The 13,104-nt window shown below is 67.2% G+C and carries 10 protein-coding genes; 8 read left to right on the top strand and 2 right to left on the bottom strand.

Annotation, left to right across the window (positions count from 1 at the left end):
• Window positions 1-120: 120 nt before the first annotated feature.
• A complete protein-coding gene (ileS, locus tag JL108_RS12710) occupies window positions 121-3,291 on the bottom strand; it encodes an isoleucine--tRNA ligase (RefSeq protein WP_205198625.1) in 3,171 nt (1,056 codons plus the stop codon).
• 61 nt (window positions 3,292-3,352) lie between these two features.
• Here ileS and JL108_RS12705 point away from each other — a divergent pair, with 61 nt between their 5' ends.
• The 8 genes from JL108_RS12705 (at window position 3,353) to JL108_RS12670 (ending at window position 12,624) form a co-directional block, all read left to right on the top strand.
• Window positions 3,353-3,754, top strand: a complete 402-nt coding sequence (locus JL108_RS12705) for a TraR/DksA C4-type zinc finger protein (protein ID WP_143913141.1) — start codon at window positions 3,353-3,355, stop codon at window positions 3,752-3,754.
• Window positions 3,755-3,804: 50 nt separating this feature from the next.
• The gene (locus JL108_RS12700; RefSeq protein ID WP_240191022.1) at window positions 3,805-4,278 is read left to right on the top strand and encodes a signal peptidase II; all 474 of its coding nucleotides are present in this window, start codon (window positions 3,805-3,807) and stop codon (window positions 4,276-4,278) included.
• A complete protein-coding gene (locus JL108_RS12695; RefSeq protein WP_205198623.1) occupies window positions 4,275-5,207 on the top strand; it encodes an RluA family pseudouridine synthase in 933 nt (310 codons plus the stop codon). The genes JL108_RS12700 and JL108_RS12695 overlap by 4 nt, the downstream gene beginning before the upstream one ends.
• Before the next feature lie 109 nt (window positions 5,208-5,316).
• Window positions 5,317-6,540 carry a pyridoxal phosphate-dependent aminotransferase gene (locus JL108_RS12690; protein WP_205198622.1) on the top strand — a complete coding sequence of 408 codons (1,224 nt, stop codon included), beginning with the start codon at window positions 5,317-5,319 and terminating at the stop codon, window positions 6,538-6,540.
• A gap of 96 nt (window positions 6,541-6,636) precedes the next feature.
• A complete protein-coding gene (locus JL108_RS12685; RefSeq protein ID WP_205198621.1) occupies window positions 6,637-7,620 on the top strand; it encodes an ATP-binding cassette domain-containing protein in 984 nt (327 codons plus the stop codon).
• Entirely contained in the window at window positions 7,617-8,420 is an 804-nt protein-coding gene (locus JL108_RS12680) for an ABC transporter permease (protein WP_143913146.1), read from the top strand. The genes JL108_RS12685 and JL108_RS12680 overlap by 4 nt, the downstream gene beginning before the upstream one ends.
• A 128-nt stretch (window positions 8,421-8,548) precedes the next feature.
• Entirely contained in the window at window positions 8,549-12,088 is a 3,540-nt protein-coding gene (dnaE, locus tag JL108_RS12675; protein WP_205198620.1) for a DNA polymerase III subunit alpha, read from the top strand.
• Window positions 12,085-12,624: a hypothetical protein gene (locus tag JL108_RS12670; protein ID WP_205198619.1), complete on the top strand. Its 540-nt coding sequence runs from the start codon at window positions 12,085-12,087 to the stop codon at window positions 12,622-12,624. Before dnaE ends, JL108_RS12670 begins: the two co-directional genes overlap by 4 nt.
• On the opposite strand, the gene ybaK is transcribed toward JL108_RS12670, so the two are convergent.
• Window positions 12,568-13,056, bottom strand: coding sequence for a Cys-tRNA(Pro) deacylase (gene ybaK, locus JL108_RS12665; RefSeq protein ID WP_205198618.1), 489 nt, complete (start codon window positions 13,054-13,056; stop codon window positions 12,568-12,570). The two genes, JL108_RS12670 and ybaK, sit on opposite strands and share 57 nt — an antisense overlap.
• Between the last annotated feature and the right edge of the window lie 48 nt (window positions 13,057-13,104).

Genomic DNA, 13,104 nt, shown 5'->3' with positions numbered 1-13,104 from the left:
CAGCAGGCCCCGCACCGATCGGTGCGGGGCCTGCTGCGTTATGCCCTCCGGGCCGACTTTCGCCGGGTTGTGGCCCTTTTCCACGTCGGTTGAGGGCCACAACCCGGCACAAGTCGGGCTTCAGGCGCGGATGACGGTGAAGGTGAGGGAGAGGTCGGCGTCGCGCACGGCCGAGTCCTGATCGTCCACCGCCGGGTCCTGGACGAAGGACGAGGCCAGCACCTCCTCGGCGATGGAGTCCGCGTGCGCGTCGATCGCGGCGGACGCCGTCTCGCCGGCATTCCAGCGCACCTGGATACGATCGGTGATCTCCAGACCCGAGTTCTTGCGGGCCTCCTGGATCACGCGCACGATCTCGCGGGCCAGCCCGGCCCGCCGGAGCTCGTCGTCGAGTTCGAGATCGAGCGCGACGGTCTCGCCCTGCTCGTTGACCACGGCCCAGCCCTCGCGAGGACGTTCGGTGATGATCACGTCGTCGGCGCCGATCTCGAGCTTCTCGCCCTCCACCTCGACCGTCACCGTGCCGTCGCCGAGTCCGGCGAATGAGGCGGGATCGGCGCTCGCGACCGCCGCGGCGACTGCGGGAGTGCCCTTGCCGAAACGCTTGCCGAGGGCGCGGAAGTTCGCCTTCACGCTGTAGTCGACGAGATCGCCGCCCACGCTCGCGAGGGACTCGATGGCACGGATGTTGAGCTCCTCGCACACCTCGGCGCGCAGATCCGGGCTCAGGGCCTCGTACGGCGCCGAGCCGATCAGCGCGCGGCGCAGCGGCTGGCGCGTGCGGACCTTGGCCTCGGCGCGCGCGGCGCGGCCCAGCTCGGTGACCCGGCGGGCGAGGTCGACGCGCTCGGCCAGTCCCTCCTCGATCAGCGTGGTGTCGGCGACCGGCCAGTCGGCCAGGTGAACCGACGCGGGCGCGTCCGGGGTGACCGGGACGATGACATCACGCCACACCCGCTCCGCGATGAACGGCACCAACGGCGCGAGCAGCCGCGTGACGATGTCGATCACCTCGTGCAGGGTGGACAGCGCGGCCGCGTCGCCACGCCAGAAGCGCTTGCGTGAGCGTCGCACGTACCAGTTCGACAGATCGTCGACGAAGGCCGCGAGCCGCTGCCCGGCGGTCTGGGTGTCGAAGTCCTCCAGCGCCTCGGTGACATCGCCGATGAGCCGGTGCGTCTGCGACAGCAGCCAGCGATCCAGCACCGGGCGCTCGGACACCGGCGGCGCCTCCGACGCCCCTGGAGCCCAGCCTTCGGCGCGGGCGTACAGCACGTGGAAGGCGACGGTGTTCCAGTAGGTGAGCAGCACCTTGCGAACGATCTCGGTCAGCGCCGCGTTGCCGATCCGGCGAGCGGACCAGGGCGACCCGGAACAGGCCATGAACCAGCGCACGGCATCGGCGCCGTGCTCGTCCATGAGCGGCATGGGCAGCAGGATGTTGCCCAGGTGCTTGCTCATCTTCTTGCCGTCCTCGGCCAGGATGTGTCCCAGGCAGACGACGTTCTCGTAGCTGTTCTGGCCGAACACGAGCGTGCTGACCGCCATGAGCGAGTAGAACCAGCCGCGAGTCTGGTCGATCGCCTCGCAGATGTACTGCGCGGGGAAGGCCCGCTCGAAGCGCTCCTTCGACCCCTCGGCGTGCGGGTAACCCCATTGAGCGAAGGGCATCGATCCCGAGTCGAACCAGGCATCGATGACTTCGGGCACACGCCGGTAGGTGCCCGGCTCGCCGTCGACCGTGAAGGTGACCTCGTCGATGAAGGGACGGTGCGGGTCGAGCTCGGACAGGTCTCGGCCGGTCAGCTCGGACAGCTCGGCGAGGGACTCGACGCACACGAGCTTGCCGGGATCCTCGTCATTGCGCCAGATCGGCAGGGGCGTGCCCCAGAAGCGATTGCGTGAGAGCGCCCAGTCGATATTGTTCTCGAGCCAGTCGCCGTAGCGGCCGTGCTTGACCCGCTCGGGATACCAGGTGGTGGACTCGTTGGCGGCGAGGAGATCATCCTTGCGCTGCGTGGTGCGGATGTACCAGGAGGGCAGCCCGTAGTACATGAGCGGCGTGTGGCAGCGCCAGCAGTGCGGGTAGGAGTGCTCGTAGTCGAGGTAGCGGAACAGCCGACCGCGCTCGCGCAGGTCGGCGATGATGACCTGATCGGCGTCCTTGAAGAACATGCCGCCGACGAGATCGAGTCCGTCCTCGAACCGGCCCTCCGTGGTGATCGGGTTGACGAGCGCGACGGCGTGCCGGCGCACCGAGGCGAAGTCGTCCTCGCCGAAGACGGTGGCCTGGTGGACCAGCCCGGTGCCGTCATCGGTGGTGACGTAGTCCTCGGTCACGACGAAGTGCGCCTCGCCCGGCCACTCGACGATGCCGAAGGGACGCTCGTAGGTCCAGCCGGCCATATCGGCGCCGGTGAAGGTATCGGTGACCTCCCAGCCTTCGCCGAGCACGGCCTCCAGCAGCTCACGTGCGACGACGACCGTCTCGGTGCCGTCGGTCGCGGTGACGTACTCGACATCGGCCCGCGCCGCCACCAGCGCGTTGCTCGGCAGCGTCCACGGAGTGGTGGTCCAGATCAGCAGTGAGGCGTCTCCGGCGTGCGGGCCCGAGGTCAACGGCAGCCGCACGTAGACGGATGGATCGGTGACGGTCTCGTAGCCCTGCGCGATCTCGTGATCGCTCAGGGCCGTCCCGCAGCGAGGGCAGTAGGGGGCGATCCGGTAGTCCTCGACGAGCAGGCCCTGGTCGAAGATCCGCTTGAGCCCCCACCAGACGCTCTGGACGTACTCGGGATCCATCGTGCGGTACGGGTCGCTCATATCGACCCAGTAGCCCATCCGGTCGGTCATCTCCTCGAACTGGTCCACGTTCCGCAGGACCGCCTCGCGGCAGCGGGCGTTGAACTCGGCGATGCCGAAGGCCTCGATATCGGGCTTGCCGTTGAAGCCCAGTTCCTTCTCCACGGCGATCTCGACCGGGAGACCGTGGCAGTCCCATCCGGCCTTGCGGTCGACGTGATAGCCCTGCATCGTCTTGAACCGCGGGAAGACGTCCTTGAAGACGCGCGCCTCGACATGGTGGGTGCCCGGCGTGCCGTTGGCCGTGGGGGGACCCTCGTAGAAGGTCCAGCGCGGGGCATCCGGGGGAGTGTCGAGGGAGGCGGCGAAGGTGCCGTTCTGGCGCCAGAAGTCGAGGATCTCGCGCTCGGCCCCCGGCAGGTCGATCTGGGCCGGAACGGGCTGGTAGCTCCGGGCGGAATCGGGCGGGGTCGCGGCGTTCGAAGTCACACGGTCGATTCTACGGACCCGTGGACTTGCCTCGGTGGCGGCTCCGGTCTACTGTCCCCGCATGCCCAGTACGTCATTGACGGTTCGTGCCGACGAGGATCCGTGGACCGATGAGGAGATCGAGCAGGTCCGCGCCGAGCTTCTCGGTGGCCTGGATCGACTCGCCGCCGAGCTGAAGACCTCCGCGGCGGAATTGCGCGATCTGCTCGCGTCCGGAGTCGACGGTGCCGGTAACGATCAGGCCGATGTGGGCTCCACCAGCCTCGAGCGCGATGCGGAGATGTCCCTCGCCGCCAACCAGCAGGAACTGCTGAGCCAGACCGAGAAGGCGCTCGAGCGACTCGACGACGGCACCTACGGCATCTGCGAGAACTGCGGCCAGCCGATCGGCAAGTTGCGGCTCCTCGCCTTCCCACGGGCTACGCTGTGCATGGAATGCAAGAGGAAAGAAGAGCGCCGCTGAGTAACGCAGCCAGCGCCACGCCCCCGAGTCCCCGCCGATCGCGCATCGGCTTGTTCGCTATCGTCGCTGCCGTCGTCTGGGGCATCGACCAGATCTCCAAGATCCTCGCGGTCGCCTATCTCGAGGGCGCCGACAGCATCACCGTCGTGCCCGGTGTGCTGTGGCTGTCCTTCTTGCGGAACCCCGGTGCCGCCTTCGGCACCGGAGCGCAGTTCACCATCGTCATCAGCGTGATCGCGATCATCGCCACCGTGGTGCTGTTGTTCATGGCCCGCCGTCTGCGGGACCGGTGGTGGGCGGTGGCCTTCGGCTTCTTCCTCGCCGGAGCGCTGGGCAACCTGACCGATCGGATCTTCCGGGCCCCCGGGGCCCTGCACGGGCACGTGGTGGACTTCCTGAAGCTGTTCGACTGGTTCGTGTTCAATATCGCCGACCTCTCCCTCAATATCGCTGCGGTGATGATCGTCATCCGCGCCTTCCAGGGCATCGGTCTGGATGGCACCCGGGAGGAGGCGAAGCGATGAGCGAGCACGAGAGCAGGTCGGTCTATGTGCCCGAGGGGCTGGCGGGGGAGCGTGTCGATGTCGCGCTCTCACGGCTGTTCGGGTTGTCGCGCACTCGTGGGGGTGAGCTGATCGCGGAGGGTCTCGTGCTCCTCGACGGGGTGGCCCCGGTCAAGTCCGAACGTGTCGACGCCGGCGTGCTGCTGGAGGCGCAGATCCCCTCGGCACGTGTCGCCGAGGTGGTGGCCGAGGTCGTCGAGGGCATGGACATCGTCTTCCAGGACGACGACATCGTGGTGGTCGACAAGCCCATCGGGGTCGCTGCCCATCCGAGTGTCGGCTGGGAGGGCCCGACCGTCTCTGGGCATCTCGCCGGGGCAGGGGTGCGGATCTCTACCTCCGGTGCCCCGGAGCGCCAGGGCATCGTGCAGCGCCTCGATGTCGGCACCAGTGGGCTCATGGTCGTCGCGAAGTCCGAGCAGGCGTACTCGGTGCTGAAGCAGGCCTTCCGCGATCGGACGGTCGACAAGACCTATCACTCGCTCGTGCAGGGCCATCCGGATCCGCACACCGGCACGATCGATGCGCCGATCGCCCGCCATCCCAAGCACGATTTCAAGTTCACGGTCCGCGGCGACGGGCGTCCGAGTATCACGCACTACGACACTCTCGAAGCGCATCGTTATGCCTCGCTGCTGACGATCAAGCTCGAGACGGGGCGTACGCACCAGATCCGCGTGCACATGAGCGCCTTGAAGCATCCGTGCGTCGGTGATCTGCAGTACGGTGCCGATCCGACGCTTGCCGCGAAGGTCGGTCTGGAGCGGCAGTGGCTGCACGCGGTGCGGCTGGGCTTCGATCACCCCCGCTCGGGCGAATACGTGCAGTTCGAGTCTCCGTACCCCGCCGACCTCCAGCACGCCCTCGACGTCGTCCGCGACCTCTCCTGATCCCGAACCCGTTGAGTGTGGGGGCACCTCCCACGAGCGCAGCGAGTAGGGGGAACGTCCACGCTCAACGGGTTCCCGGGCCTGGTGGGGGAGGTGACAGAATGTGGTCATGAGTCCTGTGGTGCGTCAGTCCGAGAAGTTGCGCGATGTCCTCTACGACATCCGAGGGCCCGTCAGCGCCCGCGCCGCGGCCTTGGAGGCGGAGGGCCACCGCATCCTCAAACTGAACATCGGCAACCCGCAGCCCTTCGGATTCGACGCTCCGAGCGAGATCCTCCAGGACGTCATCGCCGCGCTGCCCACCTCCGCCGGCTACTCCGACTCCCGTGGCATTCAGCCCGCCCGCCGAGCCGTCGTGCACCACTATCAGCTGCAGGAGGGCTTCCCGGCGATCGACATCGACGATGTCTGGCTCGGCAACGGCGTGTCCGAGCTGATTCAGATCGCCCTGCAGGCGCTGCTCAACAACGGCGACGAGGTGCTGATCCCGGCCCCGGACTATCCGTTGTGGACCGCGGTCACCAATCTCGCCGGCGGCGTACCGGTCCACTACCTCTGCGATGAGGACAACGGCTGGAACCCCGACCTCGACGATCTGGAGTCCAAGATCACCGATCGCACCCGGGCGATCGTGGTCATCAACCCCAACAACCCGACCGGAGCGGTCTACAGCCGCGAGACCCTCACGCGGATCGCCGACCTGGCCCGGCGGCACGATCTCGTGCTGATGGCCGATGAGATCTACGACAAGATCCTCTACGACGATGCCGTGCACATTCCCATGGCGAGCATCGCCTCGGATGTCCTCACGCTGACCTTCAACGGCCTCTCGAAGGCCTACCGCGTGTGCGGATACCGTTCGGCCTGGCTGGTCGTCACCGGTCCGCTCGAACGCGCTCACGACTATCTGGAGGGCATCACGCTGCTGGCCTCGATGCGGCTGTGCCCCAATGTCCCGGCCCAGAACGCGATCCAGGTCGCGCTCGGCGGCTACCAGTCCATCAAGGAGCTGATCCTGCCCGGCGGACGGCTGCTGGAACAGCGCGACACCGCCGTCAACGAGCTGGAGAAGATCCCCGGTGTGAGCGTCGTGCGCCCCCGCGGCGCCCTGTACGCCTTCCCACGCCTGGACCCCGAGATCTATCCGATCGAGGACGACCAGCAGCTGGCCTTCGACCTGCTGGTCAGCGAGAAGATCCTCATCACGCAGGGGACCGGGTTCAACTGGCCGCAGCCGGACCATCTGCGCATCGTGACGCTGCCGTGGGCGCGCGACCTGGCCGAGGCCATCCAACGTCTGGGCAACTTCCTGTCGAGCTACCAGCCGCGCTGAATCTCGTACCGACCGATTCTGTCGGCGGCCGGGTCTAGCGTGTGCAGAGCGAGGTGTCGTCGGTCGGCGGTGCCGTGGTCACGATGAGGAGACCCGATGGGTGAGATGATCCAGGCTCGGGGCCTGGTCAAGAGATATGGCGAGGTCGAGGCACTGTCCGGTCTCGACCTCACGGTGCCGCGCGGCACCGTGCTGGGGTTGCTGGGCCCGAACGGAGCGGGCAAGACCACCGCCGTCCGGATCCTGACCACCTTGCTCAAACCCGATGACGGGGAGGCCGAGGTCGCCGGAGTCGATGTCATCGCGGACCCGAACGGTGTGCGCCGCCGGATCGGCCTGTCGGGGCAGTACGCCGCTGTCGACGAGTACCTCACCGGCTTCGAGAACCTGCAGATGGTGGGGCGCCTCTACGGCATGAGCGCCAAACGCGCCGGAGCGCGGGCCAAGGAGCTGCTCGAGCGCTTCGGACTGACCGACGCGGCCGATCGCCCCTCCAAGACCTACTCGGGAGGCATGCGACGCCGGCTGGACCTGGCCGGCGCCCTGGTCGCCGAGCCTCCGGTGCTGGTGCTGGACGAGCCCACCACCGGTCTGGACCCCCGCAGCCGACAGCAGATGTGGGACGTCATCAGGGATCTCGTCGGCTCGGGAGCGACCCTCCTGTTGACGACGCAGTATCTCGAGGAGGCCGACCTCCTCGCCGACAACATCATCGTCATCGACCAGGGCCGCGCCATCGCCGAGGGCACGGCCGATGAGCTCAAGTCGCAGACCGGCGGAGAGCGGATCGAGCTGGTCGTCGCCGATGGGGCCCGGACCGATGATGCCGCCCGGCTGCTGGCCGAGATCGCCGCGGGGGACGTCATCCGCCGTGATCGCGGTCTGTCGGCCGCGGCGAGCGGGGACGGCGCGGGTCAGCTGCGCGCCTTGCTGGACCGTCTCGCGCAGGCCGATATCGCCCTGCTGGACATCGGCCTGCGGCGACCCACTCTCGATGATGTCTTCCTAGAGCTCACCGGTCACGTGGCCGAGGCGGACGACACCCAGACCGATGACGCGACCGAGGAGGTCTCCCGATGAGCCCGCTGCGGGTCGCCACCGACGGCTGGGTCGTCGCCAAGCGCAATCTGATCAAGATCAAGCGTGTGCCGGAGATCATGGTCTTCGTCCTCATGTCGCCGATCATGTTCGTGCTGCTGTTCGCCTATGTCTTCGGCGGGGCGATCGACGCCGGGCCCGGACTGGACTACAAGGAGTTCCTCATCGGCGGCATCTTCGCGCAGACCGTCGTCTTCGGCGCGACCTACTCCGGCGCGGCCCTCGCCGAGGACATGCAGAAGGGCTTCATCGACCGGTTCCGCTCCCTGCCGATGTCCCGTTCGGCGGTGCTCGTGGGGCGTACCACTTCCGATGTCGTCTACAACATCGTGTCACTCGCCGTGATGGCGATCACCGGGCTGTTCGTGGGCTGGCGGGCGCACGGATCGATCGCCGAGACGATCGCCGCCTTCGCTCTGCTGCTGGTGTTCGCCTATGCGATCAGCTGGGTGATGGCCTTCATCGGCCTGATCGTGCCGAGTGTCGATGTGATCAACAACGCCTCCTTCCTGGTCATCATGCCGCTGACCTTCGTCTCGAACGCCTTCGTGCCGTTGGAGTCCTTCCCATCGGGTCTGCGCCATGTCGTGGAGTGGAACCCGGTCTCGGCCATCACCCAGGGAGTCCGCGAACTCTTCGGCAATGTTCCCGAGGGCATGGAGGTCCCCGATGTCTGGTCCATGCAGCATCCGGTGCTCTACACGCTGCTCTGGATCGCCCTCATCCTGCTGGTCTTCGTGCCGCTCTCGGTGCGTCAATACCAGCGCAGCACCAGCAAGTGAGCGTTCCGCGCCGCCCGCGCCCGGAGCGCCTCGCCGATCCACCGAGTCCGTGGGCGTAGGCTGAAGTCCTTCCCCGACGCCGCCCCCGTGGGCACCGAGCCACGTCATGTCTGGAGGCCACCACCGCGATGCCGAGCAACTCGAGCTTTGTGCACCTGCACGTCCATACCGAGTACTCGATGCTCGACGGGCACGCGTTGCTCGACGGGCTGTTCGAACGGACCGCCGAGCTGGGGATGCCGGCCATCGCGATGACCGACCACGGCAATGTCCACGGTGCCTATGACTTCTGGTCCAAGGCCCGCGATCACGGGGTCAAGCCGATCATCGGCATGGAGGCCTACCTCACACCGGGCACGCATCGCGGCGAGCGCCGCCGGGTCCGGTGGGGCAAGGGAGACACCGCCGAGGAGAACGGCAATGACGTCGCCGGCGGCGGTGCCTACACGCACATGACCATGCTCGCGACGAGTACCGAGGGCATGCACAACCTGTTCCGCATCTCCTCGCGGTCGAGCCAGGAAGGCTTCTACTACAAGCCGCGCGCCGACCGCGAGCTGCTGCAGGAGTACGCCTCGGGCATCGTCGCCACGACGGGCTGCCCGTCCGGCGAGGTCCAGACCCGATTGCGGCTCGGGCAGTACGAGGAGGCCCGCCGCGCCGCGGGGGAGTACCAGGAGATCTTCGGCAAGGAGAACTTCTTCCTGGAGCTGATGGATCACGGCCTCGGGATCGAGAAGGTGGTCCGCGACGATCTCCTCCGCCTGGGCCGTGAGCTCGGCATCCCACCGGTGGCCACCAATGACTCGCACTACACCCAGCCCGACGATGCCCAGGCCCACGATGCGCTGATCTGCATCGCCTCGGGCAAGACGCTCAGCGATCCCAAGCGCCTCAAGTTCGACGGCGGCGGCTACTACATCAAGTCGGCCGCCGAGATGCGCGAGATCTGGGAGGACACCTACGACATGAAGGAGGCGTGCGACAACACCCTCCTCATCGCCGAGCGTTGCGATATCGACTTCACCGAGTCCACCGGCGGCTACATGGCGCGCGCCAAGATCCCCGAGGGCGAGACCGAGGAGTCCTGGTTCGTCAAGGAGGTCTGGAACGGCATCCGGGCGCGCTACGGAGACGACTTCTCCGATGACGTACGCGAGCGCACCGAGAAGGAGCTCGAGGTCATCCGCACCAAGGGCTACTGCGGGTACTACCTGGTGGTCGCCGACTTCATCCAGTGGGCCAAGGACAACGGCATCCGCGTGGGGCCGGGCCGTGGCTCGGGTGCCGGATCGATCGCCGCCTACGCGCTGCGCATCACCGATCTGTGCCCTTTGCGGCATGGGTTGATCTTCGAGCGCTTCCTCAACCCCGAACGCCCCTCGATGCCCGACTTCGACATCGACTTCGACGAGCGTCGGCGCGGCGAGGTCATCCAGTACGTCACCGATGCGTACGGCTCCGATCGCGTCGCGCAGATCGCCACCTTCGGCCGGCTCAAGGCCAAGGCCGCGATCAAGGACGCCTCGCGGGTGCTCGACTATCCCTTCGCGATGGGCGAGAAGATCACCAAGGCGCTGCCGGCCGATGTCATGGGCAAGGGGGTGCCCCTGTCGGAGCTGTTCAACGAGAAGCACAGCCGATACGGCGACGGCAAGGACTTCCGCGAGCTGCACCAGAACGACCCCGATGTCCGCAAGGTCTTCGAGGTCGCGCTCGGGTTGGAGGGCCAGATCCGCCAGTGGGGCGTGCACGCCGCCGGCGTCATCATGAGCAGCGAGCCGCTGCTCGACATCGTGCCGATCATGAAGCGCGAGCAGGACGGCGCGATCATCACCCAGTTCGACTACCCGATGTGCGAGTCGCTCGGGCTGGTCAAGATGGACTTCCTGGGCCTGCGCAACCTGACCGTCCTCGACGACGCGGTCGAGAACATCAAGGCCAACCGCGAGCACGAACTGGTGCTCGAGGACATCCCCTTCGACGATCCCGAGACCTACAAGCTGCTCGGCCGCGGCGACACCCTCGGCGTCTTCCAGCTCGACGGCGGCCCCATGCGCCAGCTGCTGCGCATGATGCAGCCGGACAACTTCGAGGACATCTCGGCCGTCATCGCGTTGTACCGTCCCGGCCCGATGGGCGCGGACAGCCACACCAACTACGCCAAGCGCAAGACCGGCCGGCAGAAGATCGACTACATCCACCCCGAACTCACCGAGGCGCTCAAGCCCATCCTCGGCACCACCTACGGCCTGATCGTGTATCAGGAGCAGGTCATGAGTATCGCGCAGGAGCTGGCCGGTTACACGCTCGGACAAGCCGACAACCTGCGCCGCGCGATGGGCAAGAAGAAGCGCGAGGTCCTGCAGAAGGAGTTCGTGGGCTTCGAGGGCGGCATGATGGAGAAGGGCTTCTCCAAGGAGGCCATCAAGACGCTCTGGGACATCCTCGTCCCCTTCGCCGACTACGCCTTCAACAAGGCCCACTCGGCCGCCTACGGCGTGGTGTCCTACTGGACCGCCTACCTGAAGGCGCACTATCCGGCCGAGTACATGGCCGCGCTGCTCACCAGCGTCAAGGGCGATAAGGACAAGTCGGCCATCTATCTCGGCGAGTGCCGTCGGCTCGGCATCAAGGTGCTGCCCCCCGATGTCAACGAGTCCTTCCAGAACTTCACCACCGTCGGCACCGATATCCGCTTCGGTCTGACGGCGGTCCGCAATGTCGGCACCAATGTCGTCAACGAGATGGTGCGCACGCGCGGGGAGAAGGGGCACTACACGAGCTTCACGGACTTCCTGGACAAGGTGCCCGGGCAGGTCTGCAACAAGAGGCTCGTCGACTCGCTGATCAAGGCCGGGGCGTTCGACTCGCTGAACCACCGGCGAAGGGCGCTCAACGCGGTCGCCGAGGAGGCGGTCGACAGCTACGCCGCGCTCAAGAAGGGCTCGGAGTTCCAGGACTCGCTGTTCGGTGGAGGGGAGGACGATCAGAAGGTCGTCAGTATCGTCCTGCCCGATGTCGGCGAGTGGGACAAGACACAGCTGTTGAGCTTCGAACGCGACATGCTCGGGCTGTATGTGTCCGATCACCCGCTGGCGGGGCTCGAGCACGTCCTGCGGGCCAGCAGCGATGTCTCGGTCGGCGACCTGATCGAGGACACCGAGCGCCCCGACGGCACCTCGGTCAAGATCTGCGGTCTCATCACCAATGTGCAGCGCCGCTTGTCCAAGAAGGGCGATACGTGGGCATCGGTCACGATCGAGGACCTCGAGGGCTCGGTCGATGTCATGGTCTTCCCGGCGGCCTACAATCTCGCGGCCCCGGTGCTCGTTCCGGACTCGGTCGTGGTGGTCAAAGCACGGCTACGACGCGGTGACGACGGCATCGACCTCTCGGCCCAGGAGATCACCCGTCCCTCCATGACCCAGGGCCGGACGGATGCTCCGCTGACGGTGACGATGCCGGTCGGGCTGTGCACACCGGAGACGGTGTCCTCGTTCAAGAGCGTGCTCGCCTCGCATCCGGGGGTGACGGAGGTGCATCTGCGCTTGGCCGGCCGTGACACCGTCAAGACCATGCGATTGGACACCTCGTTACGCGTGTCGACCAGCTCGGCGCTGTTCGCGGATCTCAAGGAGCTGCTCGGCCCCGGATGCCTCGGATGACCAGGACCCGGCTCAGTGCTGCCTTGCTGGTCGTCGTCCTCGCGGCGTTGGCGGGGATCGCCAGCGGATTCTTGTGGTTGCTGATCGCCCAGCCGGCGCAGTGGCTGTACACCGAACAAGGACTGGTGCTCGATGAGGCCGCGGCGGGTCACCAGTTCGGGATCGTCGCCTGGTTCGTGGTGATCGGGGGAGTCGCAGGTCTGATCGGCGGCTGGGCGGTCGAGCGGTGGCGCACGCAGGACGGCTGGATCCTCGTGCCACTCGTGGTGGTCGCGGGTCTCGTGGCCGGGCTGCTCTGCTCGCGCGTCGGGCTGGCCTTCGGGCCGCCGGACCCGGCCGGTGTCACGGGCATCGAGGTCGGTGACCGTGTCCCGCTGCGCTTCACCCTCGATGCCTTCTCGCCGATGTTGTCGTGGGTCATCGGCGGGCTATTGGGGCTGGCCGCCTCGGTCTACGTGCGTCCCGCCGCCCCGCGCGACTCAGCGGGCGATGGCAGCGACGACGGCGTCGGTGACGCCGATCAGATCGTTCGGTGACACCTCGGCCTCGAGCCCGCGGCGTCCGCCGGACACGAAGACGGTCGGCCAGCCGGTGACGCTCTCGTCGACCACCGTCCGCAGCCGCGTGCGCTGGCCGAAGGGCGAGATTCCGCCGACCACGTAGCCGGTCGCTCGCTGCGCGGCCTCCGGGTCGGCCATCGTCGCGCGCTTCGCTCCCAGTGCCGCCGCAGTCGCTTTGAGGTCCAGTCGAGCAGACACGGGGACCACCGCCACCGCGAGACTCCCGCCGAGGTCGATCACCAGGGTCTTGAACACGCGGGCCGGGTCGAGTCCGAGCGCTTGGGCCCCCTCGAGACCGAAGGATTCCGCCCGCGGATCGTGCTCATAGGAGTGCGCGGTGGCGCGCACCCCAGCGCGTCGCAGCGCGAGGAAACCAGGCGTGCTCTCCGGGCTCGTCTTCTTGGCCATCCGCCCACCGTAGACGTCGCGGCTGACCTCGTCCGCGAGTGGTGCGAT

This window comes from Aeromicrobium sp. YIM 150415, assembly GCF_016918125.1.
In the GTDB taxonomy this organism is placed as follows: domain Bacteria; phylum Actinomycetota; class Actinomycetes; order Propionibacteriales; family Nocardioidaceae; genus Aeromicrobium; species Aeromicrobium piscarium.
The sequence above is the reverse complement of the archived record's forward strand: the minus strand, read 5'-3'. Positions and strand labels throughout refer to the sequence as shown.